The sequence below is a fragment of the Amycolatopsis sp. TNS106 genome (assembly GCF_019330265.1).
Classification (GTDB): Bacteria; Actinomycetota; Actinomycetes; order Mycobacteriales; family Pseudonocardiaceae; genus Amycolatopsis; species Amycolatopsis lurida.
Genome location: NZ_CP024972.1, coordinates 245,048 through 268,128, shown reverse-complemented (window position 1 = coordinate 268,128; position 23,081 = coordinate 245,048). Strand labels below are relative to the sequence as shown.

The window sequence follows — 23,081 nt, the reverse complement described above, 5'->3', positions numbered from 1 at the left end:
CCGATGTCCTCTCTCGTCACCCCGGCCGACCTGCGCTCGGCCGCCGAGCGGATCCGGCACGTCGTGCACCGCACGCCCTTGCTCGGCCCGGCCGGCGACCTGTGGCTCAAACCGGAGCACCGGCAGCGCACCGGTTCGTTCAAGGCACGAGGCGCGCTCAACGCGGTCGCCCGGCTCACCGCGAGCCACGTCCTCGCCCAGTCGTCCGGCAACCACGGGCGTGCGGTGGCCTACGCGGCGGCACAGCACGGCCTGCGCGCCACGGTCGTCCTTCCCGCCACCGCGCCCGCGTTGAAGGTGGACGCGGTGCGCGCGCTCGGCGCGCACGTCGTGGTCGTGCCACCGGCGCTGCGCGAACGGGCCACGGCCGACCTGGCGGCGCGGACCGGCGCCACCGTCGTCGGTTCCGCCGATTTCGACGTGATCGCCGGGCACGGCACGGTCGGCACCGAGATCGTGGCGGAGCTGCCGGAGGTGCGCACCGTCCTGGTGCCGGTGTGCAACGGCGGCCTGCTCGCCGGAGTCGCCGCCGCCGTGAAAGCGGTCTCCCCCGGCACTCGTGTCGTCGGCGTCGAGCCGTCGCTGGCCGGGGACGCGGCCGAGTCGCTGCGACTGGGCAGGCTGGTGCGATGGCCGGTGGAGCGGACCTACCGCACGATCGCCGACGGCCTGCGCGCCCCGGTGCTCGGCGAGCTCGCCTGGCGGCACATCAAGGTGCTCGTGGACGACATCGTCACCGTCGACGAGGACGCCATCGTCGCCGCGCGGGAGTTCCTGTCCGACCGGTTCGGTGTGCTCGCGGAGCCGAGCGGCGCGGTGGCGACCGCCGCCCACCTGTCCGGACGGTGGCGGGGCGCGACCGTGGCGGTCGTGTCCGGCGGCAATGCCGTGGCCACGGTCCCGGTGGCCACGGGAGAGCGGGTGTTCGTTGAGCACGGATGACTTGAGCGGAGTGCTCGCGACGATCGGCGGCACCCCACTGGTCGCGCTGGAGCGGGTCGTGCCGATCACGGGCGTCCAGGTGTTCGCGAAGATGGAGAAGTTCAACCCGGGCGGCAGTGTCAAGGACCGCACCGCGCTGCACATGCTGCGCGGCAAGATCCAGGCCGGTGAACTGGTACCGGGCCGGTCGGTGGTGGTGGAGTCGACCTCCGGCAACCTCGGCGTCGGCCTCGCCCAGCTGTGCGCCTACTTCGGGCTCGAGCTGATCTGCGTGGTCGACACCCGGACGACCGCGCAGTCCGTCGCGCTGTTGCGGGCCTACGGCGCGGAGGTGGAAGTCGTCTCCGCGCCGGGCGGCGACCTGCTCGGCGCGCGGATCGCGCGGGTGCGGGAACTGGTGGCGCTGCTGCCGGACGCGTTCTGGCCCAACCAATACGAGAACCCGCTCAACGCGGCCGCGCACGAGCGGACGATGGCCGAGATCGTCACCGCGCTGGACGGATGGGTCGACTACCTGTTCTGCTCGGTCAGCACCGGCGGGACGCTGCGCGGCTGCGCCGACCACATCCGCGACCACGGCCTGGCCACGAAACTGGTTGCGGTCGACGCGGCGGGCAGCGCGATCTTCCACACCCCGACCGAGCACCGGCTGATCCCCGGGCACGGTGCCGGGTGGCGGCCGCCGCTGGTCGGCTCGGTCGATTCCGCCGGCGCGGTCAGCGAAATCGTCCACGTGACCGACCTGGAATGCGTGCGTGCCTGCCGGTTGCTGGTGGCGCGCGAAGCGATCCTGGCGGGCGGGTCGTCCGGCGCGACCGTGGCCGCGCTCGGCAAGCTGCGCCACCGCATCCCCGCCGGTTCCCGCTGTGTGCTCGTCTTCCCCGACGACGGCAACCGCTACCTCGACACCATCTACTCGGATTCCTGGGTACTCGAGCACTTCGGCGAGGTACCCGAGGTCAAGACCCGGCCGTTGACCGCCGCCCGGTAAGGAGAAACCTTGCGCCACCTCATTTCGCTCGACGATCTCACCGACGACGACCTGCGGTCCGTCGTCGCCCGGGCGACGCGACTGGCAGACGACCCGCGGCAGGCGGCCACGTCGCTGTCCGGTGAGGTCGTCGGCATCTACTTCAGCAGAACCTCCACGCGCACCCGCACGGCGTTCTCGGCGGGCGCGCTGCGGCTCGGCGCGCGCATCGTCTCCTATGGGCCGGGAGATCTGCAGATCAACACCGGGGAGACCATCGCGGACACGGGCCGGGTGCTGTCCACCATGCTCGACGCGCTCGTGGTGCGCACCGCGGGCGATCCGGCGGAACTGCGGGCCATGGCCGACCAGAAGCGGATGTCGGTGGTCAACGCCATGACCGCGGACGAGCACCCCACCCAGGCGCTCGCGGATCTCACCACGCTGGTCCGCCGGTTCGGGCGCGTCGACGGGCTGCGGGTGCTGTATCTCGGCGAGGGCAACAACTCCGCGGCCGCGCTCGCGTTGGCGCTCACCCGTTTCCCCGGAACCGAACTGCAGTTGCGCACCCCGCCCGGCTACGGCCTCGATCCCGAAGTGCTGGCACGTGCTCGGTCACACGCCGCGCGCCACCGTGCGTCCATTGTGGAGCGTCACGACATGGACGACCTGCCCGTGTCCGACGTCGTGTACACGACGCGATGGGAGACGACGGGTACGACCAAACCGGCCCCTGACTGGCGCGAGGTCTTCGCGCCGTTCCAGGTGACGCGCGCGTTGTGGCGGACCAGCCCGGACGCGGTGTTCATGCACGACCTGCCCGCGCACCGCGGCGAGGAGGTCACCGCGGAAGTACTGGACGGCGGGAACAGCATCGCGTTCGCCCAGGCGGAGAACAAGATGTACAGCGCGATGGCGGCACTGGAATGGTGCCGCGGCAAGGATTCGGCATGAGCGAGCAGTGGTACGACCAGGCGGACACGGGACTGGCGGGCGCGGGCCGGGTGACCGTGTTGTCGCGCGCGGACGTCCGGCGCTGCCTGGCGAGCATCGACCCGGTCGAGGTCGTCCGGCGGACGCTGGCCGACCACGACCGCGGTGAGAGCCTGCTCCCCGCCGAGGCGTACCTGCGGTGGGAGAACTCGCGGGGCGCGTACACCCGGTCGATCGGCATGCCCGGCGCGGTGGGGCCGCACCACGGCATGAAGATCATCAACGCCAGCGTGTCCAATCCGGCGGCGGGCTTGGAACGCGCGGGCGGACTGGGCCTGTGCTTCGACGCCGAGACCGCCCGGGTCACGTCGATCATGGAGGCGGGCCTGCTGAGCGCGGTGCGCACGGCGGCGGTGAGCGCGGTCGGCGTCGACGCCACGGGGTATGCCGGCGCCGGTTCGCTCGCGATCGTGGGCTGCGGAGCACAGGGACGGATGCACGCGGCGCTGCTGGCCCGCAGGTTGACGGCCCTGCGCACGGTGTCGCTGCACGACCGCGACCCGGCCGTCGCCCACCGCCTCGCGGACCTGCTCTCCCGCGACGGCCTCGACGTGACCGTGCACGACAGTGCCCGCGACGCGGTCGCGGCCGGCGAGATCGCGGTCTTCACCACCACCGCCGACGAGGGCTACGTGACCCCTGACTGGGCGCGGCCCGGCGCACTGCTGGTCAACGTGTCCTTGGGCGACCTCGCGGACGAGACGTTCCTCGACGCCGCGGCACTCTACGTGGACGACCTCGACCTGGTGGCGGACAACCCCCGCCGCCCACTCGGCCGCCTGATGGGCGCCGGGCTGGTCACCCGCCCGTCGGACGGCACGGCGAAACCGATCGACGCCACCTTGGGCGGGCTGCTCACCGGCCGGTACACCAGCCGCGGCACCGCCACGCCGCACGTCGTGCTCAACCCGTTCGGCATGGGCGTACTGGACGTGGCGCTCTACGGCGCCATCGCCGCGAAAGCCCGGCACTGGGGCGTCGGGTCGCTCGTCGATCTCGGCTGATGGCCGGTTCGGCGTTTTCGAACAACTTCGATCAAGGTCAGCGCCCGAGATCACTAGGCGGCTCCGCGCGGTGCCGATAATGTTTGCCGTGGCCGATCAATAGGCTGATGGAAAATCACTTACGCGGCCAGTCATGCCTTTTCTGGCACGGGAATGAACCAGAAGGCCGACTGACCTGCCGAACGACGAGAAAGAGAACACCAGTGAAGAAATGGACGACACGGGTCACGACCGGCCTGGTGGTCGCGGGAATGGCACTCGCCGCGCAGAGCGCGCCGGCGATGGCCGAGGAAGAGGCGGACACCGCCACGACCGAGGTCGAGCTCACCGAAGCGGCCCCGGCGAGCGGCGACATCACCGCCTCCGACTGCGGCGACTGGCGTCGCGCCCTGGCAGGCTACGGCAAGTGGGCGGTGAGCAAGGCGAGCTGTGGCTACATCAGCGGGGATTCGAAGAAGAACCCGCAGCATCGCCGCTACACGTGGAAGATCCCGCCCGGCAGCAACGGCCGGGTGTGTGTCCAGGCGGAGGGCCACTACTGGAGCACCAAGAAGAAAAAGAGCGTCGCGACCTGGACGACGGCGGGCTGCGGAACCGGCGGCACCGTTGTCGTGCGCTGGTCGGGCCCGCCGAAGAAGGGCGGCGGCTACCTCGGCCTCGCCGGGACCCCCAGGGTGCGGGCGAAGGTCCAGCCCGGCTTCGGTGGCGCCGCGTACAACTGGAAGTGAGCCGGCCCGCGCCGATGTGACCGACGGCCACCACGGATCCGGGACACCGCCACTCCCCCTCGATGGCGCCCCGGATCCGTGGTGCACCGGCCGCGTCGCGTTTGAAGCGAATTGGCGCGGGCCTCTTTGCCGACCCCGTCGGCGTCTTGTCGCGAAAGCCACTTTCAGGACATCGCATGTCTCGAAAGTGGCTTTCGCGACACGCCACATTTGCATTACTCCCGCCGGAACGACGGCGGCGCTTTGTTCTATCCCCTTGTGCGCCCGTGCCTACTCATAGCGGTCGCCCGGTTTCTCGGCGACCGCAAGCGCTTCCCGGTGCCCGTAGGTCAGGCATTCCCCGACCTCCAGCATGATCGCCAGTGCCTCGTCCAGGTACGTCGCGGCCTTGTCCCAGTCGCCGCCGCGCATCGCGCTGTTCCCGGAATTGCCCAGCACGCGGCTCTTACTGGTGCGGTTGCCGGTCGCCCATGATCGAAAAAGGTCCGAACAGAAGAAGTCACCGGTTACTTCCCCTGGTCAAGTCCGTGAAGGCCTCCTTGAGGGACCCAGAGTCCCTCAAGGAGGCCTTCACGGACTTCAGGCCCATCCGGCACCGGCGGCCGCCGAATCTCGTCTAAGGTCGGTCAGCATTCGGTCCGGGAGTCACCGCCGGACGGATCGGTTCACGTGTCCAGGGGGTTCCCGTGACGGAGGAACAGCCGCCGAGCCCGGTCGGCGCCCGGTCGTACGACGAGCTCTCCCAGCGGCTGAGGCAGGCGCTGGCCTGGGCGGGGTTGACCCACCGGGAGCTGCACCGGCGGGTGCGGCGCCTGCGCACGGCCCGGGGATCGGCCGACCTGCCCGCCTACAACACCGTGTACCGCTGCCTGCTGCCGGGACGCAAACGCTTGGACGTCGAACTGGTCGTCGACATCGCGGCCGTGCTGCTCGGCATGGACGTCGCCGCGGAATGGCGGCAAGCGCACCGGGTGATCACCGGACACTCCACCGAGGCGGCCGTGATCAGCGTGGCCGATCACCTGCCCGCCGGGGCAGGCCGGTTCGTCGGCAGGAAGGCGCAGCTGCGCCGGCTGCTGGAGGCCGGGCCGGACGACGCCGGGGTATGGGCGATCTCCGGGATGGCCGGGGTCGGCAAGACCCGGTTCGCCGGCGAGGTCGCCCGCCTGCTGGCCGAGCGCGGCCGGTTCGCGGACGTGCGGCTGGTGGTGAATCTCCGCGGCTTCGACGCGGACCGGCCCGCCGCCGACCCGGCCGCGGTGCTCGAAGGCTTCCTGCGCAGGCTCGGGGCCTCCGGGAGCGAGATCGGCTGCCTCACCCTCGCCGGCCGGAGCGCGCTTTTCCGCCGCCTGCTGGACGGACGGCGTGCGCTGATCCTGCTGGACAACGCGGCGTCGGCCGACCAGGTGCTGCCCTTGCTGCCCGCCCTTCCGACCTGCATGGTGCTGGTCACCAGCAGGCGCCGCCTCGCCGGGCTGGGCGCGGCGCGGCACGTGGAACTCGACGTGTTCACGCCGGAAGAGTCGGTCGAGTTGCTCCGCGACGGGATCGGCGACGAACGCGTCGACGCGGAGCAGGGCGAGGCCACCGACATCGTCGAGCTGGTGGGACGGCTACCGCTGGCCCTCGCGCTGGTGACCCGACGGCTGGCCGCCTCGGACGAGTGGACGATGGCCGACCACCGGGATCGCCTCGCCGATCTGCGGACCATGCTGCGGCTGGACGACGGGGTCGAAGTCGCGTTGCGCACGTCGTACGACGAACTGGCCGAACCGGACCGGGTCCTGCTCGGTCTGCTCGCCGCCTATCCCGGTCGGGACATCGACGACCACGCGGCGGCGGCGCTGACCGGCGTCGACGTCGACGTCGTCCGACGGCAACTCGACGATCTGGTGGCGGCCAACATGGTGACCGCCCGCGCGTCCCGGTTCGAATTGCACGACCTGGTCCGGGTGTTCGCCGAGAAACGCGTCCGGGAGAACGTCCAAGCCCGGGTGCGGCGGGCCGCCGCGGTCCGGCTGCTCGACTTCCAGCTGGCCACCACCCGTGCCGCGCTCGTCACCTGTTTCCCCCACGAGGCGGAGCGCTGGGAGGACCTGCCCACCCCCGCGGTGCGGGCTCTCGAGTTCGACGGGCCGGACGAGGCGATGGCCTGGCTGGACACCGAGCGCGTCAACCTCGTCGTCGCGTCCGGCTGGGCGCTGAGCGAGGGGCGGGACGAGCACGTAACGCGGCTCGCATGCGTGATGACGAGCTATTTCGAGGCCCGCGTCCACGTGAGTGACGCACTCGCCCTGTTCGGCAACGCCGTCCGGGTCGCGTCCGGTGCCACCCGAGGGCACGTGCTGAACGGGCTGGCCATGACCCACTGGCAGCGGGGCAACACCGCCGAGGCACTCGTCGTCCTGGAGGACGCGATCAAGGAGTTCTCCGCCGCGGGTGAATCCGATTACGTCGTCAACCTGTCGGGGAACGTAGGCCTGTTGCTGACCAGCCTCGGTGACTATCGCGCCGCTTTGCCCTGTTTCCGGCGGGCCATGGAGTTCGCCGTCGCGAGGAACAACGAATCGTTCCGGGCGCGACAGTTGTGCAATATCGGGCTCGCCGAGATGCGCCTGGGGAATTATCCGGTCGCCGTCGACTATTTGTCCCAGGCCCTCGACGTGACCAGGGCGAGCGGTGACCACCTCTGCGAATGCCGGACGCTCGACGGTCTCGGCACCACGTTCTGGCGCATGGGAAAGGACACCGACGCCTGGGCCTGTTACGAACAGGCGCTCGCCGTGGCGAGGCAGGCGCACAACCGGGCCGACGAAGGCAAGGTCCTCAACCATCTCGGTGTCCTGCTCGTCGAGGCGGGACGGATCGACGAGGCGCTGGCACATCACCGGCAAGCCATCGAGCTGGCCAGGGAGATCGGCAGCAGGGAAGGAGTGCTGGCGGCGAACAACGACCTGGCGGCGACCCTGCTCGCCGCCGGACGGGCGGCCGACGCCGTGCACTGCCTGCGACAGTCGATCGAGTCGGCGACCGCGGCGGACAGCCGCTACGAACTGGCCAGAGCCCAAAACGGGCTCGGTGACGCGCTGTTCGCCGCCGGGGATCCGGTCACCGCGCGGAAACACTGGCAGACCGCGCACGCCGCGTACACCGAGATGGGTGTGCCGGAGGCCGTCGAGGTCCGCGACCGTCTCATGTCGGGCGCGTGTTCGACAGGGTCGTCTCCCGGCTGAACGTGAGGACTGAGAACACCCATGCGGAAGATCGTCACGACCCACCCGGCACGCGGAGCGGGCCGCGTGCCGGGTGGTCACTGATGTGCAGCCGCCGGGTCAGTCGTCGAGGGCGTCGAGTACGCGTTCGAGGTCGACGAACTTGAAGTTCGTGGCGTCCCGGCCCGGCTCCCCCGGCTTGTCGTCACCGTCCTGGACGACGAGCAGGCCGTTGGGGTACTTGCTGCCGAGCGGCTCGTTGAGAACGGCGGCGCCGTCGCTTTCCTCGGTGCCGTCGAGCGTCGCGGACGCGGCGATCACCCGGAAGCCGCCTTCGTACTCGTTGCCGTCGCCCAGTTCGCGGTCGTAGGCGGCGAAACTGTTGTCCCCCTGGCTGGAAGCGAGGAGGTAGCCGTCACCGTCCTTCTCCTTGAGCAGGGTGAGACCTTCGACGTCGGCCGACAGGCGCGTGCCACCGTAGCCCGGGTCGGATCCGGGTACGCACTCTTCGGTCGCCTCGTCGTAGGTCCCGGGGACGCCGTACTCGCGGACCTTGTCGATGAGCTTCGGAGTGCCTTCGAGGTCGGCGTCCACCCGCCAGATACCCACGTCCTCCTGCCCGGCATAGAGGGTGCCGTCAGCGGGATCGACGACCATACCTTCGATCTGGGGCAGTTCGCCCGGTTCGCCGCACGGGGTCCACGACTTGCCGTTCGGCAACCGGAACCGGGACGGCAACGCGAGAGTGCGCACCTTGCGGTAGGAGACCGTGCCTCCGGCTCCCGCGGTCAGCTCCAGCAGGCTGAGCGCCGTGCGTTCCCGCTGGCTGACCACCGCGAACGACCGGCCGCTGGCGGGATCGGTCCACGTGGCCAGGCCGTAAGCGGTGCGCTGCTCGTTGATCTCCTCCTGCGAAGACGAGAAGATCGCCGGCGCCGACGGATCGGTGATGTCGGTGAGCGGGGCACCGGCGTTTCCGCCGTCGATACGGTAGATCCGCAGCCGGTCGCGGCCGCGATCACTGGCGACGGCCAGGTCGCTCACCCTGGAGCCGACCTTCATCCGGTGAACGAGGTCGACGTTGTTGAACCGGCCGGGGGCATCATCCGGGCCGGGTGCTTTCGGCGCCGGTATCGACTGCACTTCGCGGCCGTCGAGGTCGTAGACGCGCAGACCGCCTTCCTTGACCGTGGCGACGACGAGGCTGCGATCCGGAGCCGCCGGGTTGCGCCAGATCGCCGGGTCGTCGGCGTCCGCGTTGCCGCCTGCCTCGTCGTCGTACACGGCAGGGGTCTCGGTCGTCGGCTTCACGCTCGGCAGTTCACCGGCCGCAACGGCCGAAGGGGGCGAAACCGCGGCGAGCGCCGCGACGAGCACGAGACCGCCGACGGTGACGCGGGCTCTGGAGGCCTGAGCCATCAAGGTGTTCCTTCCCTGGAGCGAATCGGACAGCCCACTATGAAGTCACCACGTGACAAGTTACCCGAGAGTAACGGCACGGCCAGGTGACCAGGACATGAACACCGTCACTCGTCACCACCACCTCGAAACTCCACTGTGGACAGTGCCGTCGTTCGCCAGCCCGCTCTACAGTCGGCGGCATGGACGAAACCGACAACGCTTGCGTGTTCTGTGAGATCGCGGCCGGCCGCGAGGGCGCCGGACGCGTACTGTTCGAGGACGAGCAGACGATCGCGTTCCTCGATCACACCGCCGTGCTGCCGGGGCACACCCTGGTGATACCCCGGGCCCACGCCGCGGACATCTGGGAGATCTCCGCCGAGAGCGCGGCCGCCGTCATGCGGACCGTCCACTCGATGGCCGCCCGGATCCGCGAAGTGCTGCGGCCGGACGGACTGACCTTGTTCCAGGCCAACCGATCCGCCGGCTGGCAGGACGTCTTCCACCTTCATGTCCACCTGGTGCCCAGGATGGCGGGTGATCATTTGACGAGGCCTTGGGTCGCCTCGGCGAAAGGTGACGACGAGCTGGCGGCCGTGCGTGCACTGCTCGCGCCGCCGCCCGAACCGTGAGTTTGTCCCTTGACAGCGGGACCATCGGGCCTGCATCCTCATTAGGAAAGTTTCTTTACTATAGCCGGATCGCACCGTCGCGGATCCGGTCGAACTGGGGGACGGTTCGCAGCTTTGTCCTATGTGGACAAGGCGGACTTCTCCTTTGTCATGCCCGCCAGCAGAAAAGGAAGTCCGCCGCCGTGACGCGTCCCGAGCCCGCCGTTCGTCGCGCCAGAATGGCCGTGATGGGCGTTTTCGGGCTCTGCGGACTGATCTGCGCCGTCTGGAGCGCGTCATTGCCGTCGATCAACGCCCGGCTCCACCTCGGCGAGGGCCGCATCGGGCTGGTCCTGCTGATCACCGCGCTCGGCTCGATGGCCTGCATGCCGGTGGCCGGCCGGCTGGCCGATGCCTGGTCGAGCCGCGCGGTGTTACGGGTGATCGCGCCCGTCGCGGCGCTCACGCTGCTCGGCCCCGCACTGGCCCCGAATTTTCCGGTACTGCTGGCCGCCGCGTTCGTGCTCGGCGGTGCGCTCGGCTCCTTGGACGTCGCGATGAACGGCCACGCCGTCGAGGTGGAGACCCGCTACGGACGCTCGATCATGTCGGCGTTCCATGGGGTGTGGAGCCTGGGAGGAGTGGCCGGCGGCCTCACGATCACCATCGGCCTGCATCTCGACACGGGTGGCGCGCCGTTGATGGCCGGCGCCGGTGTGGCCGCGGCAGCGCTGTTTCTCTTGCCCGGCAAGCATTTACTGACCGGCAAGACGCGACACGAGGTGGCGGATGACCCGGTCGTCTCGTCCGCCGGGCTGCCGACGAGCACCATCATGCTGCTCGGCCTGGTCGCCCTGGCCGGTTTCGTCAGCGAGGGCGCCGGTTACAGCTGGGCTTCCCTGCACGCGCAAGGAATGCTCGGCGCGGATCCGGCGACGGCGTCGTTCGCGTACACGGCGTTCGCCGCCGCGCTGACCGTCTCCCGGCTCACCGCCGATCGGCTCCGGTCGAAGGTGAACCCGGCGAGCTGGATGCGGTACGCGGGATCGGTCGCCGCACTGGGCTACGCGCTCGTTTTCGTCGCGCCACTGCTTCCCGGGGGACGGCTGGCTTTCGGCCTGGTCGGCTGGGTGGTCGTGGCGGCCGGTCTGGCGACCGTCGTACCGGCGATCTTCAGCGCCGTCGGCGCGGGTGGCGCGAACGTCGGGCGCGCGCTTTCCTGGGTGACCACCATGGCCTACGCCGGGCAGCTCGGCGGGCCCGCGGTCATCGGCCCGCTCGCCGATGCCACCTCGCTGGGCACCGCCATGGTGGTGCCCGGCCTGCTCGCGGCGGTGATCGCCGTCGCCGGGCCGATCGTCGTCCGGCGGGCGACCGCCAGGCACCTCACCACAGCCGGACTGGATTGAGTGACACGCACCATGGGGGTAAATCGATGCTGTACGCCGGAATCGGCTGGACCGCCTCGGGTTTCGAGATCGCGGTCCTCGACGGGAACGGGCACGGTGACCGGCCGGCCGTGCGGTTCGCCGCGGACCGGAGCAAGGAGATCGCGTCCTATCTGAACGGCCTCGGCGGCTCGGTGACCGCGGTCGTCGACAGCACCAACGGCATGCTCGACGGCGGTTTCATGGCCGCCGGCCTGGACATGTACCGCGCCGACCCGGCAATCCTGCCACCGAGGCCCGGCTTCGGCTCGGTGCCCGCCGTCGAACTGGCGCGCGCGGCCTGGCGGGATCCCGGTTCGTTGGTGCGCCTGGAGATCGAGTCGGGTTCGCTCGCCGGACGGCTGGACGAACACCACGCGGCGATGGCCTCCAGTGACGAAGCGCTGGCCGCGATGACGGCGGCCGGACGCTCACTGGAGCACGGCGACCGGACGCGCGGGCAGATCGCGCTCACGTTCGACGACGGCCCGCATCCTCCGTACACCGGGCGGATCCTCGACATTCTCGAGTCTTACGGGGTCCGCGCCACCTTCTTCTGTGTCGGGCTGAACGCGGGCGCGCGCGGCGAAGAGCTGCGGCGGATGGCGGAACAGGGCCATGGCGTCGGCAACCACACGTGGTCCCATCCCTATCTTCCGGATCTCTCGGCGACGGAGCTGGCCGACCAGCTCGACCGCACCGGCGACGTGATCGCGGAGGCCTTCGGAACCGTGCCCGCGTTCTTCCGCCCGCCCTACGGATCACGGACCCCCGCGGTGCTCCGCTCGCTGACGGACCTCGGCGCGCGGCTCGCGCTGTGGGACGTCGACACCGAGGACTGGGCGATGCCCGGTCCGGAGGTGATCGCGCGAACCGTGCTGCGGCAGACGATTCCCGGCTCGATCGTGCTGATGCACGACGGTGGCGGCGACCGTTCCCAGACCGTCACCGCCTTGCCGTCGGTGATCGAAGGACTGCTGGCCCGCGGACTCGAGTTCGTCCGCGTCGAAGACCTGGTGACCCCGAACTTCGCGACAGGAGAGAGATGACGATGCATCCCATCGAGCTTGCGGAGACCCACGTCGGACCGAGCATGCTGCGCAGGCTGGCGGCGGCCTGGCCCAAACGCGCGACCATCCGCACCGACATGGCCGGAGTGGTCGACCCCGGCGAATACGATCCCAGCCTGCTGGACTACCCGCTGCACCTCATGCCGTTCTCGGAGCACCCGCGGTTCCTCGAAGCGTCGGACGAGCAGCGGCTGCTCGTCAACACGCTGGCGTGGATCGCCTACAACGAGCGCGTCATCGCCGCCGAGGAACACGTTGCGAACCCGACCTTCGAGAAGCTCGCGCACGGCGTCTTCCCCGGTGTCGACCGTTACGAGGTCAAGGAAGTCGTCCAGCAGTCCCATATCGACGAGGTGTGGCACACCTACATGCACATGATGGCGATGCAGCGCACCCGCGAGGCACGCGGGATCGGTCTCGAAGAATCCTTTGTGGAGCCGGTGACGAACCGCAGGCTCTACGCGCTCGCGGAGAGCATGGACGAGCAATGGCAGCGCGACCTGCTCTATCTCATGTGGACGGTCGTCGGCGAGGTCAGCATCAACGCCTTCCTCGATCTGCTGGCGGGCGACAAGTCCATCCAGCCGATGCACGCGCTCATCGCCCGGCTGCACGCCCGCGACGAGGCGGCGCACGGCCCCGTGCTGGCCGAGCTGATGAAGGAGATCTACCCGAAGCTGGAGCCGGAACGGCAGGAGTTCTTCATCCGGTACCTCCCCGACGCGATCACCGCGTTCGGCGCCGAGGACTACGAGCTGTGGCCGCAGGTGCTCCGGTTCGCCGGTATCGAGCACGTCGACGAGATCATCGCCGACTGCCGCGCCAAGGAGGACGGCGAAGTCATGATGAACGACTTCGCGACCGTGCACCGGCTGCTGCGGGATCTCGGGATCGAAGACAAGGTGAAGTACCACTTCGTGACGGCCAAGGGCGGCGTCAGATGATCCTGACCGGGCCCGAGATCACCGAGTCGGTGACCGACGGCCGGATCGCGATCTCCCCGTTCAGCCCGGACCAGGTCAACCCGAACAGCTACAACGTCACGCTCGGCGGCACGCTGATGTCCTATCGGGACAAGATCGTCGACGCCTACCACCCGAACCCGACCGAGACGATCCAGCTGCCCGAAGACGGGTACGTGCTCCAGCCAGACCAGCTCTATCTCGGGCACACCGAGGAGCGCATCGGCTCGGACATCTACGTGCCGCTGCTGTTCGGCCGGTCCTCGGTCGGCAGGCTCGGGCTGTTCGTCGAGATCACCGCACCGATCGGGGACATCGGGTTCCACGGCCAGTGGACGCTCATGCTCTCCCCCGTGCAGCCGTTGCGGGTCTACAACGGCATGAAGATCGGCCAGATCATGTTCTTCGTGTCCTCCGGCGAGATCGATCTCTACGCGGGGAAGTACCAGTCGGCGGTCGGCCCGCAGGAATCCCGCTATTGGCGCGACCGGGTGGCGGTCACGTCGTGATCCTCACCCGCAAGGCGATCGAGAAGGCGCTGGAGAGCGGGGACATCGTGATCGACCCGTTCGAGCCGGACCGGTTGTCGCCCAACGCGTACGACTGGCGCCTCGGCGAGAAGATGCGCGTCTTCGACACGGAGCTGGACGCGGCGAGGTCGACGCCGTTCACCGAGCTCGTCATCCCGCCCGAGGGGCTGGTGCTCGAACCGGGGCGGCTGTACCTCGGTGTCACCCACGAGCGGACACGTTCCGAGCGCTACGCGCAGATGATCAACGGTGACCACACGATCGGCGGGCTCGGTATCTGGGTCCATGTCTCGGCGCCGCTCGGGCACGTCGGCCACGCGATCAACTGGACGCTGGAGATCAGGGTCGCCAGGCCGGTCCGGGTCTATCCGCTGATGACCTTCGGCAAGATCATCTTCCTGGTCGCGCACGGATCGCTGGCGAGTTATCAGCACGTCGGCGTGAAGTACACGAGCACGGCCGGGATCGACATTTCGCGGCTGTACGAGGAATTGTCGTGAAGAAACCGAAGACACTGACCGGGATCGACCTCCCGCCGGGTAGTCCCGGCGGGAGCGTCGAGCTCCTCAAGGACCTCTACCTCGCGCCGGACGCACCGATCGAGGCCGCTGTCTTCATGCTCGGCTCCGATGCGGTGTCCGGCGGGCCGGAACTGCTCGACGTGGCGGGAAAGCAGCTCGACGGGCCAGGATTCTGGTCCTATGTGGACGCACTCGCGACGGCGATCCGGCGCCGGTTCGATCCGGCCGATTTCGACGCGGTGCATTGGCAGCACTTGAGTTTCGGTGCCACGCCCGCGTTGCTTCGCGCGTTCCCCGGCCATCCGCGGATCGCGCTGGTGCACGGCACCGATCTGCTCTTCGCGGCGGAGCATCCCACCCAGCGTGAGGTGCTGCACGAGGCCGCGGCGGCGGCGGACGCGGTCGTCGTGCCGACCTCGGCGATGGCCGACCTCCTGCGCGAGGTCACACCGGTCGAACCGAAGCGGATCGTGCACGTGCCCTGGGGAATCCCCGATCGGCTGCTGCACTCGCCGCCGCCACGGCCCGGGCCCCGGGACGGGTTCCGGGTGCTGTACGCCGGGCGGCTGACCGCGGAGAAGGGGGCGGCCGAGCTGATCGCGGATCTGACGGCGCTGCCCGGCGTGACGTTGTGCGTCGCGGCGCCCGAGCACGAGTTCGCCGCGCTGCCGTCGGACACGACTCAAGTCGAGTACCTCGGCTGGTTCGACCGGCCCGCGTTGTGGCAGGCCTTCGCGCGGCACGACCTGCTCGTGATGCCGTCGACGACGCTGGAGGCGTTCGGGCTCGTCGCGGTCGAGGCGCAGGCCTGCGGGTTGCCGGTGGCGTATCAGCCGGTGCCGGGGTTGACCGAGGTACTTGGCGACTCGGCGATGCGGTTCACCCGGTCCACGCTCGCGGACACCATCCGGCTGCTGGCCGAGGACGACAGCGCGCTGACGGACCTGCGTGCGGCCGGACTGCGCAACGCGGCCCGGTTCCCGCTGTCGAAGACCGCGGCCGGACTGGACGCGGTGACCGCCGAGGTGCGCCGGTGATCGCGCAACGCGGGCTGTTCGCCGGGCCCGATCCGGTGATCAGCAAGGATCTCTACGCTCAGATCGTCTCGGGCGGCGCCCGCCGCGAGCGGAGCACCCTCACGCTGGAGCCGTCCTCGAAGGTCTCCGGCAACACGTACTTCGGGCGGTTCCCGGCAAGCTACTGGCAGCGCTGGACGGCGGTCGGCGCCGTCGGGGTCGAACTGGAGGCCGCCGGTTCCGGCACGGTTTCCCTGCTGGCGTCGGATTTCGAGGGCGAGTCCCGCGTGGTGGCGGCACGGATGGTGGACGGCGAGCCGATCTCGCTGGTCGCTCCCCTCGACCGGTTCGTCGACGGCGGCGCGTTGTGGCTGGACTGGGAAACCGAACCGGGTCAACGACTTGTCGTCCGCGACGTGCGCTGGACGGTTCCGGCGGCGGAACGGTCACGGCCGACGGTGGTGACCATCTGCACGATGGACCGCCCGGCCGACTGCCTCGCCACGCTCACCGCGATCGCCGGCGACGACTTGGCGCGGGCCGCGGTGCACGCCGTGTACGTCGTCGATCAGGGCACCGACCCGGTGCCGGCCGAGGGCGTTCTGCCGCCGGGCAAGCTGCGGTACCTGCGGCAGCCGAACCTGGGTGGCGCGGGCGGTTTCACGCGCGGCCTGTACGAGGTCGACGGCGAGAACGTGAACGTGCTGTTCATGGACGACGACATCGTGCTGGAACCCGACCTGCTCGTCCGGATGACGGCGTTTTCGGCGTCCACGGCGGAGCCGCTGATCCTCGGCGGTCAGATGCTGAACCTGCTCCACCCCACGCGGTTGCACGCGGCGGCCGAGTACACCGACCTGGACGGCATCAGGCCGGGCATGCCGATCCGGCACAGCCTGCACGCGGTCGACCTGCTGGCCACGGATCCGGACACCGGCAGGCCGTACCGGCAGGAGTTCCGCGTCGACGCGGGGTACAACGGCTGGTGGGCGTGCCTGATCCCGTACGAAGTGGTCAAGGAGGCCGGCTATCCGCTCCCCCTGTTCTTCCAGGGTGACGACGCCGAGTACTCCTACCGGGCACGGGGGCACGGGTTCCCGACGGTGACGCTGCCGGGCGCGGGCCTGTGGCACACCGACTTCCCGTGGAAGGACTCCGACGAGCTCAATCGGTACTTCATCCTGCGCAACTACACGATCATCTCGGCGCTGCACGGCGATTTCCCGGTGCTGAAGATTGCCGGAACCCTGCTCGCCGAGCTGATCCCCTCGCTGCTGGGCATGCGGTACGGCGCCGCGGTGACCCTGATCCAAGCGGTGTCGGATTTTCTCGACGGGCCGGACATCCTGCGCGACGGCGGGGTCGCGGCGCTGGCTCGGATCCGCGAGGTGCGCGCTCGCCATCCGGAAACCGTCGCGTATCCACCGACGGCCGTGCCGGAGCTCGCGTCGAACGACATCGTGATCAGCGAACCGAGTGTCTTCGACCGGCTGGCACTAGGTCCGTTGCTCGGTGTGCACCGGCTCGCCCTGGGCTCGGTGCCGGTTTCGGAGGCCGACTGGTGGCGTGTCGGCGCGTTGCGCACGGCGGTGGTGACCGACGCGTCGCAACGAGGTGTCCGCGTCCGCACGTACGACCGGGCGCACCTGGTCCGCCTGGCGTGTCAAGGCGCGCGAGTGCTCGCCAGGTTCATCCGCGACGGCGCCGCCATCCGCGAGCAGTACCGCGCGGCGCTGCCGCGGTTGACCAGCCGGGACGCCTGGACCGGATTGTTCTCGGACGAAGGATTGATGCCATGACGCCCTTGCTGGTGGCGACGGATCTCGACGGCACGGTGGTCCGCCCGGACGGCACGATCTCCGACCGCACGGTGTCGGCGTTCGCGCTCGTCGAAGAATCGGGCGCCGAATTCGTGGTCGCCACCGGCCGCCCGCCGCGGCTGGTGGCCGAGATCGCCGGGAGATTCGGTGACCGTGGCCTCGCGATCTGCTCCAACGGCGCCTACCTGTACGACATGCACACCAGGACGGTCGTCGAGGAATACGCCATCACCACCCCGGATCTGGCCGAAGCGGTCGCCAGGCTGCGGGCGGCGATCCCCGGCATCGGTATCGCCGTGGAGCACGCCGACCGGCTGGTCGCGGACTCGGTTTACGAGCCGTGGGAATGGGACCGCGGCGCCACGATCGAGCGCGCGGACGACGCGACGTTGGTGGGCCTGCCCGCGCCGAAGCTGCTCGGCAGACACCCGTCTCTTTCCGCCGACGAACTCCTCGCGCTGGCCAAGCCGGCCTTGGACGGGCTCGTCGCCGCGTACCACTCCAACGGCTCACGCCTGGTCGAAGCGATCGCGATCGGCGTGAACAAGGCGGCCGCGCTGGCCCGGCTGGCCGAGCGGAGCGGGGTGGCGGCCTCGGACGTGATCGCGTTCGGTGACATGCCCAACGACCTGCCGATGCTGTCCTGGGCGGGTACGGCGTACGGCGTGGCCAACGCGCACCCCGACGTGCTCGCGCTGGTGGACCACGTGATCGGCAGCAACAGCGAAGACGGCGTCGCCGTCGTACTCGAAGAGCTCTACGCGAAGGAGAACTCCGTTGTCGGTGAATGAGTTGGACCGGCTCGTCAACGCCTGCCTGCTCGCCGGGTACACCGGGTCCGCACCGCCGGCCTGGGTGCATTCGGCGCTGGACGACGGGCTCGCCGGGGTCACCCTGTTCCCGGCCAATCTGGACGGCGGCAGGCAAGCGGTCGTCCGGCACACCCGCGCGCTGCGGCGGACGGCGCCCGGCGCGCTGATCGCGCTGGACGAGGAGGGCGGCGACGTCACCCGCCTCGACTACGAAACCGGCAGCGCGTATCCGGGCAACCTGGCGCTCGGTGAGATCGACGACCTGACGTTGACCGCCGAAGTCGCCGCGGCCATCGCGGCGGATCTGAAGGCCTGCGGAGTCAACCTCAACCTGGCCCCGTCGATCGACGTCAACAGTGATCCCGACAACCCGATCATCGGGGTCCGGTCTTTCGGCGCCCGGCCGGAGCTGGTCGCCGCACACGGCGCGGCGTTCATCGAGTCCATGCAGGACGGTGGCGTGTCCGTGTGCGCCAAGCACTTTCCCGGCCACGGCGCCACGGTGACCGACCCGCACCACGCACTGCCCATTGTGGACATTCCGGATGCGACGTTCCGCGAGCGCGAACTGGCGCCCTTCGTGTCGGCGATCAAGGCGGGCGTCCACGCGATGATGACCGCCCACGTGCTCTATCCCGCACTGGACCCGGACAATCCGGCGACGCTGAGCCGCCGCCTGCTCCACGACCTCGCCCGCGACGAGCTGGGCTACGAAGGTGTGCTGCTGTCCAGCGCGATCGCCATCGAAGCGGGCCAGGGCAACCAGGACATCGGCGCGGTGGCCGTCCGGGCTCTGCGGGCGGGATCGGATCTGCTGCTGCTCGGCCCGACCGACGGCGCGGAACTCGTCGCGGCCATCCGCACGTCGGTCTCCGACGCCGTACGCGCCGGCACGCTTTCGGTGGAGGCACTGGAAACCGCGGCCGCGCGAGTCTCCGCTTTGCGCGCCAAGGCCGCTCCGCGTGATCTCGGGCTCGAAGCCGCGCGGCGCGCGCTGCGCGTCGACGGACCGGTCGCGTTGACCGCTCCCGCCTTCGTGGTCGAACTGCGCGCCGGCGGCAACGCGCTGGGTGAAGCCCACTGGAGCCTCGCCGACCGGCTGACCGAACTCGGCGCTGCCCACTCGACGGTGCTCGCCGCCGAAGACGACCCGGTGGTCTTGCCGTCGACCGGCCCGGTGGTGCTGGTGGTGAGGGACGCTTACCGGACCCCTTGGCAAACGGCCCGGCTGGCCGAGGCCCTGACCGCCCGGCCCGACGCGATCGTGGTGGCCGTCGGCATGCCGGACGACGTGACTCCGCGGGTCAAAGCCAGTATCCGGACCTACGGAGCCGGTGCGGTCAACATCGAGGCGGCGGTGGAGCAGCTCACCGCGCGGTGGCCGTGAGACGGATTCGCCGCCGCAGGGCGACACTGAGAGGACCGGACGCGACAGATCAGACCGGTGAAGCTCACGAAGCCGGCCACGCGACGTCGTCGATGGCGAGCCACGGCGCGACGGCCACGATCGAGGGGGTGAGTCCGGTGAACGCCTTGACTTCGCGGTGGAGGTGGGACTGGTCGACGTAGCCGCACATGGCGGCGACGCCGGCGGCGGCGTGACCGGCCGCGAGGAGGTGGGCGGCGTGGTCGAACCGCACCAGCCGGATGGCACGTTTGGGGCTGATTCCCAGCTGAGACCGGAAGCGGGACCACAGGCGCTTGCGATCCCAGCCGACCTCGCCCGCCAGGCTGTCGACCTTTACCAGCCCTCGGCTGGTGGACGTCCGCCGCCAGGTGTGGGCGACCTCCGGTGCGACCGGCGTGCGGGCGCGCAGCCGCCGGCCGAGGACCTCGGCCGCGATCGTGAACCGTTCGTCCCACGACGCGGCGGCGCGCAACCGGTCCTCGACCCGCCCGGCGTCGCGGCCCCAGACGTCCGCCAGGGGCGCCATCGTCCCGCTGAGATCGGGCGACGCGTCGAACACCGCGGCCGCCACGTCCGGCGCCAGCCGGATTTGGAGGCACTCCCCCACACGGCCGCCTGCCCGCAGATCGCCGGGCAGGAGCCCGATGACGACGCTGCCGCGCTCGTGCCTGCCGCGGGTGCCGCAGACGACGCCTCCCTCCTCGCTCAGATCGATGAGCAGCGTGACGGAGGGGTGCGCGACCATGGCGATGTCCACGGGGACGGGGACACGCTGGCGGAACCCGGCCATGCTGATCCCCGGCAGCCGTTCCGACCGGCGCGGAACCGCGATGTCCATCCTCGTCCAGTCCGGCCGTGCGCCGGTCGACACCATACGACCAGCCTAGGCCATGGGCGGGATGCCGACGGCCCGTTGCCTCGAAGCCCAACTCAGCAGGAGTTCGCTGGTCGTCTCGGGCGCTTCGAACATGGGAAGGTGTCCCACGCCGGACAGCAGCTCGATCCGCGCGCCGGGCACCATCTCGTACCGGTGCACCGACGAGTGGTCCCAGCGGGGGTCGGCGGCGCCGAAGATCGCCAGCACCGGGACGGTGAGCGCGGCGAGCCGATCGGGCACGCCGCGCTCGGCGATGTACTCGGTGTTGCGGCGCGACAGCGTCCTGAACGCGTGGTACGAGGTGCGCTTGAACTCGGCGACCGTGTCGTCGGGGATGTCCACCGGGCGCGCGGTCGTCGCCAGGAGTCCCTTGCGGATCATCGCGTCCGAACGCCTCGGCCAGATCAGCGGGCCGAATGGCGGCCCCAGCAGGATCCGCAGGATCAACGGTTGAGGAAGCAGCGCGTCGGGATGCGGCCCGCAGCTGATCAGCGCGACCGACCGCACCAGGTCGGGGCGCTGTTCGGCGAGGGCGGTGGTGACGTAGCCGCCACTGGAGTGCCCGACGACGGCGACGTGCCGCAGGCCGAGGTCGTCGAGAACCGCGGCCACCCGGCTCGCCTGCACGGGCACCTCGTAAGACGGTGGCGGCGGGGACTGGCCGCAGCCCGGGAGATCGACCCGGACGACGTGGTGGTGTGCGGCCAGGGCCGGGACCACCGGGTTCCACGAAGCACCCGAAGCACCCGATCCGTGAATGAGCACCAGCGGCGGCGCTTGCCGCGGACCGTCGCGCACCACGTGCACTCCCTGCGAACGCTCGACACCGTTCTCTCTCATACGAGGATGGTGCACGGCCCCCGGCCGCCATGTCTTGGACGAATGTCGCCGCACGATCGACGTCGCGGGAGCAACCGTGGCGCCTCTGCCGGACCGGCCGCAGTTGATTGCGCGATCCCGCCGGGGCGGTCTATCTTCCTACGTGTCCGATTAGCGCTCCGCGTTGTTCGAATATCGGACACTGTGCCTGATCCGGCCGACTCGACGAGGAGCGAAAGTGACGAACGTGCCCGCCTCGCACGAAACGGCCGATCCGAGGTCCGGCGTCAGCCGGTCGGCGTTCAGGCGGGTGCTGGCGGGCAGTACCGCCGGGGCGGTGCTGGAGTGGTACGACTTCGCGCTCTACGGGATCCTGGCCGCCACCGTGCTCGGGCCGCTGTTCTTCCCCGGTGGCGACGGGTTCGCCCAGTTGCTGCTCGCGCTGGCGACACAGGGGCTCGGCTTCGTCGCGCGCCCGATCGGCGGCATCGTCTTCGGGCATCTCGGCGATCGCCTCGGCCGCAAACCCATGCTGGTGACCACTTTCCTGCTCCTCGGGCTGTCGACCTCCGCGATCGGGCTGCTCCCCACCTACTCGCAGGCCGGCATCGGGGCGACGATCTCGCTGGTCGTGCTGAGGCTGATCCAGGGGTTCGCCCTCGGCGGCGAGTTCGGCGCGGCGGTGCTGATGGTCAGCGAGTACGGAAGCCCGAAGCGGCGTGGATTCTGGTCGGCGTGGCCGCAGGCGGGAGCGCCGCTGGGCGCGGTGCTGGCCACCGCCGTGGTCGGCGGGATCGCCTTGGTCCTCCCCGAAAACGCCTTCGACCAATGGGGGTGGCGCATCGGTTTCCTGTTCGCGATCCCGCTTCTGGTCATCGGCTTCTGGATCCGGCGGCGCATCGACGAGTCGCCGGTGTTCCGGGAGGCGCAGGCGCGGGCCGCGGTCTCCGCGGACGGCGTCCGGGAGCGATCGAGCATCCTCGAGACACTCGCTCACCCTGGTCCCCTCCTCCGCGGGCTCGGCGTGCGGCTCGGCGAGAACGTGGCCTTCTACGTCTACACCGTCTTCGTGGTCGCCTATGCCACGAAGACCTTCGGCTACGACAAGTCCGACGTCCTCCTCGCCGTGGCCGTCGGGTCTCTGCTGCAGTTCGCGGGAATGCTGGCCGGCGGCTACTGGTCGGACCTCGTCGGACGGCGTATCGCCATGCTGGTCCCGGCGGCGGGCCTCGCGGTGTGGGCGCCGGTCTTCTTCGCCGTCGTCCAAGCCGACAACCTGCCGCTGCTCTATCTCGGCATCGGCATCGGCGCGGCACTGCACGGGCTCCTGGCCGGCCCGGAAGCCGCGTGGATCGCCGAGCTCTTCCCGACCCGCCGCCGTTTCGCCGGCGCCTCCCTGGTGTTCCAAGGTTCCTCGATCATCGCCGGCGCGCCCGCGCCCCTCATCGCCGTGTGGCTGGCCGAAAAACAAGGCCCCACGGCGGTCGTGCTGTACCTCGTCGGCACCATCGCCGTCACCCTCGTCGCCCTGCTCTTCAGCGCCGAAACCCGGGGCACCGACCTGAATTCGACCCGGTCCTGACCTTGAGTCCGAGGACTTCACGCGCACGCGGTCACTCACACTGAGGTAGCCCGGCCGGGTGAGCGGCCCCCTGAGCGGATCGCCGCTTGCAGCCAGTTTGATCTCGCCATCAAACTGTTACCCCGAACGGTCTAAGGGCGTCGTATCTTTCGGGTCACCACCTCTGACGGTTATCACCCAACGGAAGAGAAACAAGTAGGAGCCCGCATCTTTCCCGCGGTCGGCGCGGTCGCGGAAGCACCCCAAAGGTGCGGGCGAGGCGAAACCCGATTTCGCCAGGCGCGTCATCCGCGCGGAGCCCGGACCTGCACCGGGATAGCGCGACATCGTGAAAATTCGCTCGCAGCGCGCGACACCGGACCACTTCGTCCGATGT

Annotated in this window: 21 protein-coding genes; 17 read left to right on the top strand and 4 right to left on the bottom strand. The window is 70.0% G+C overall.

From position 1 onward, the window contains the following. Nucleotides 1-3: 3 nt before the first annotated feature. The 5 genes from CVV72_RS01385 to CVV72_RS01365 all read left to right on the top strand — a co-directional run bounded on the left by CVV72_RS01385 (nucleotide 4) and on the right by CVV72_RS01365 (nucleotide 4,637). Nucleotides 4-942, top strand: coding sequence for a threonine/serine dehydratase (locus tag CVV72_RS01385; RefSeq protein ID WP_219150629.1), 939 nt, complete (start codon nucleotides 4-6; stop codon nucleotides 940-942). Next, a complete protein-coding gene (gene sbnA, locus CVV72_RS01380) occupies nucleotides 929-1,933 on the top strand; it encodes a 2,3-diaminopropionate biosynthesis protein SbnA (protein WP_255632447.1) in 1,005 nt (334 codons plus the stop codon). The genes CVV72_RS01385 and sbnA overlap by 14 nt, the downstream gene beginning before the upstream one ends. Before the next feature lie 9 nt (nucleotides 1,934-1,942). Further along, on the top strand, nucleotides 1,943-2,866 hold the full coding sequence (locus CVV72_RS01375; RefSeq protein WP_219150625.1) for an ornithine carbamoyltransferase: 924 nt from the start codon (nucleotides 1,943-1,945) through the stop codon (nucleotides 2,864-2,866). Then, a complete protein-coding gene (locus CVV72_RS01370; protein ID WP_219150623.1) occupies nucleotides 2,863-3,909 on the top strand; it encodes an ornithine cyclodeaminase in 1,047 nt (348 codons plus the stop codon). The genes CVV72_RS01375 and CVV72_RS01370 overlap by 4 nt, the downstream gene beginning before the upstream one ends. Nucleotides 3,910-4,112: 203 nt before the next feature. Beyond that, the gene (locus CVV72_RS01365) at nucleotides 4,113-4,637 is read left to right on the top strand and encodes a hypothetical protein (RefSeq protein ID WP_219150621.1); all 525 of its coding nucleotides are present in this window, start codon (nucleotides 4,113-4,115) and stop codon (nucleotides 4,635-4,637) included. A gap of 270 nt (nucleotides 4,638-4,907) precedes the next feature. On the opposite strand, the gene CVV72_RS01360 is transcribed toward CVV72_RS01365, so the two are convergent. Then, nucleotides 4,908-5,075, bottom strand: a complete 168-nt coding sequence (locus tag CVV72_RS01360) for a hypothetical protein (protein ID WP_219150619.1) — start codon at nucleotides 5,073-5,075, stop codon at nucleotides 4,908-4,910. Nucleotides 5,076-5,323: 248 nt separating this feature from the next. Between CVV72_RS01360 and CVV72_RS01355 the strand changes: the two genes are divergently transcribed. Then, nucleotides 5,324-7,870 (top strand): tetratricopeptide repeat protein, encoded by a 2,547-nt coding sequence (locus CVV72_RS01355; RefSeq protein WP_219150617.1) that lies wholly within the window; start codon nucleotides 5,324-5,326, stop codon nucleotides 7,868-7,870. Between the two features lie 99 nt (nucleotides 7,871-7,969). On the opposite strand, the gene CVV72_RS01350 is transcribed toward CVV72_RS01355, so the two are convergent. Next, nucleotides 7,970-9,268: a phytase gene (locus CVV72_RS01350; RefSeq protein ID WP_219150615.1), complete on the bottom strand. Its 1,299-nt coding sequence runs from the start codon at nucleotides 9,266-9,268 to the stop codon at nucleotides 7,970-7,972. A gap of 182 nt (nucleotides 9,269-9,450) precedes the next feature. Between CVV72_RS01350 and CVV72_RS01345 the strand changes: the two genes are divergently transcribed. The 10 genes from CVV72_RS01345 (at nucleotide 9,451) to CVV72_RS01300 (ending at nucleotide 19,406) form a co-directional block, all read left to right on the top strand. Beyond that, the gene (locus tag CVV72_RS01345) at nucleotides 9,451-9,882 is read left to right on the top strand and encodes an HIT family protein (RefSeq protein WP_219150613.1); all 432 of its coding nucleotides are present in this window, start codon (nucleotides 9,451-9,453) and stop codon (nucleotides 9,880-9,882) included. A 227-nt stretch (nucleotides 9,883-10,109) separates the two neighbouring features. Next, nucleotides 10,110-11,270 (top strand): MFS transporter, encoded by a 1,161-nt coding sequence (locus tag CVV72_RS01340; protein ID WP_219150611.1) that lies wholly within the window; start codon nucleotides 10,110-10,112, stop codon nucleotides 11,268-11,270. Between the two features lie 26 nt (nucleotides 11,271-11,296). After that, nucleotides 11,297-12,337 (top strand): polysaccharide deacetylase family protein, encoded by a 1,041-nt coding sequence (locus CVV72_RS01335; protein WP_219150609.1) that lies wholly within the window; start codon nucleotides 11,297-11,299, stop codon nucleotides 12,335-12,337. After that, nucleotides 12,334-13,302: a diiron oxygenase gene (locus CVV72_RS01330; protein WP_255632446.1), complete on the top strand. Its 969-nt coding sequence runs from the start codon at nucleotides 12,334-12,336 to the stop codon at nucleotides 13,300-13,302. Before CVV72_RS01335 ends, CVV72_RS01330 begins: the two co-directional genes overlap by 4 nt. Then, a complete protein-coding gene (dcd, locus tag CVV72_RS01325) occupies nucleotides 13,299-13,829 on the top strand; it encodes a dCTP deaminase (RefSeq protein ID WP_219150607.1) in 531 nt (176 codons plus the stop codon). The genes CVV72_RS01330 and dcd overlap by 4 nt, the downstream gene beginning before the upstream one ends. Next, nucleotides 13,826-14,350, top strand: a complete 525-nt coding sequence (locus CVV72_RS01320) for a deoxycytidine triphosphate deaminase (RefSeq protein WP_219150605.1) — start codon at nucleotides 13,826-13,828, stop codon at nucleotides 14,348-14,350. The genes dcd and CVV72_RS01320 overlap by 4 nt, the downstream gene beginning before the upstream one ends. After that, nucleotides 14,347-15,408: a glycosyltransferase family 4 protein gene (locus CVV72_RS01315; protein WP_219150603.1), complete on the top strand. Its 1,062-nt coding sequence runs from the start codon at nucleotides 14,347-14,349 to the stop codon at nucleotides 15,406-15,408. Before CVV72_RS01320 ends, CVV72_RS01315 begins: the two co-directional genes overlap by 4 nt. Then, nucleotides 15,405-17,186, top strand: coding sequence for a glycosyltransferase (locus CVV72_RS01310; RefSeq protein ID WP_219150601.1), 1,782 nt, complete (start codon nucleotides 15,405-15,407; stop codon nucleotides 17,184-17,186). The genes CVV72_RS01315 and CVV72_RS01310 overlap by 4 nt, the downstream gene beginning before the upstream one ends. Beyond that, nucleotides 17,183-17,998, top strand: a complete 816-nt coding sequence (locus CVV72_RS01305; RefSeq protein WP_219150599.1) for an HAD family hydrolase — start codon at nucleotides 17,183-17,185, stop codon at nucleotides 17,996-17,998. The genes CVV72_RS01310 and CVV72_RS01305 overlap by 4 nt, the downstream gene beginning before the upstream one ends. Further along, nucleotides 17,991-19,406 carry a glycoside hydrolase family 3 protein gene (locus CVV72_RS01300; RefSeq protein WP_219153755.1) on the top strand — a complete coding sequence of 472 codons (1,416 nt, stop codon included), beginning with the start codon at nucleotides 17,991-17,993 and terminating at the stop codon, nucleotides 19,404-19,406. Before CVV72_RS01305 ends, CVV72_RS01300 begins: the two co-directional genes overlap by 8 nt. Before the next feature lie 64 nt (nucleotides 19,407-19,470). Here CVV72_RS01300 and CVV72_RS01295 read toward each other — a convergent pair whose 3' ends face one another. Together CVV72_RS01295 and CVV72_RS01290 are read right to left on the bottom strand one after the other, a co-directional pair. Continuing rightward, nucleotides 19,471-20,301, bottom strand: a complete 831-nt coding sequence (locus CVV72_RS01295) for an AraC family transcriptional regulator (RefSeq protein WP_255632445.1) — start codon at nucleotides 20,299-20,301, stop codon at nucleotides 19,471-19,473. Between the two features lie 9 nt (nucleotides 20,302-20,310). Then, on the bottom strand, nucleotides 20,311-21,144 hold the full coding sequence (locus tag CVV72_RS01290) for an alpha/beta fold hydrolase (RefSeq protein WP_255632444.1): 834 nt from the start codon (nucleotides 21,142-21,144) through the stop codon (nucleotides 20,311-20,313). Between the two features lie 217 nt (nucleotides 21,145-21,361). On the opposite strand from CVV72_RS01290, the gene CVV72_RS01285 reads away from it, so the two are divergent. Continuing rightward, the gene (locus CVV72_RS01285; protein WP_219150597.1) at nucleotides 21,362-22,705 is read left to right on the top strand and encodes an MFS transporter; all 1,344 of its coding nucleotides are present in this window, start codon (nucleotides 21,362-21,364) and stop codon (nucleotides 22,703-22,705) included. The last annotated feature ends 376 nt before the right edge of the window (nucleotides 22,706-23,081 follow it).

Excerpts from the sequence above, each read along its gene's own strand:
- CVV72_RS01370 (WP_219150623.1), top strand. The coding sequence starts at position 2,863 with ATGAGCGAGCAGTGGTACGACCAGGCGGACACGGGACTGGCGGGCGCG.
- CVV72_RS01340 (WP_219150611.1), top strand. The coding sequence starts at position 10,110 with ATGGGCGTTTTCGGGCTCTGCGGACTGATCTGCGCCGTCTGGAGCGCG.
- CVV72_RS01345 (WP_219150613.1), top strand. The coding sequence starts at position 9,451 with ATGGACGAAACCGACAACGCTTGCGTGTTCTGTGAGATCGCGGCCGGC.
- CVV72_RS01335 (WP_219150609.1), top strand. The coding sequence starts at position 11,297 with ATGCTGTACGCCGGAATCGGCTGGACCGCCTCGGGTTTCGAGATCGCG.
- CVV72_RS01330 (WP_255632446.1), top strand. The coding sequence starts at position 12,334 with ATGACGATGCATCCCATCGAGCTTGCGGAGACCCACGTCGGACCGAGC.
- CVV72_RS01305 (WP_219150599.1), top strand. The coding sequence starts at position 17,183 with ATGACGCCCTTGCTGGTGGCGACGGATCTCGACGGCACGGTGGTCCGC.
- CVV72_RS01385 (WP_219150629.1), top strand. The coding sequence starts at position 4 with ATGTCCTCTCTCGTCACCCCGGCCGACCTGCGCTCGGCCGCCGAGCGG.
- CVV72_RS01290 (WP_255632444.1), bottom strand. The coding sequence starts at position 21,144 with ATGAGAGAGAACGGTGTCGAGCGTTCGCAGGGAGTGCACGTGGTGCGC.
- dcd (WP_219150607.1), top strand. The coding sequence starts at position 13,299 with ATGATCCTGACCGGGCCCGAGATCACCGAGTCGGTGACCGACGGCCGG.
- CVV72_RS01350 (WP_219150615.1), bottom strand. The coding sequence starts at position 9,268 with ATGGCTCAGGCCTCCAGAGCCCGCGTCACCGTCGGCGGTCTCGTGCTC.
- CVV72_RS01295 (WP_255632445.1), bottom strand. The coding sequence starts at position 20,301 with ATGGTGTCGACCGGCGCACGGCCGGACTGGACGAGGATGGACATCGCG.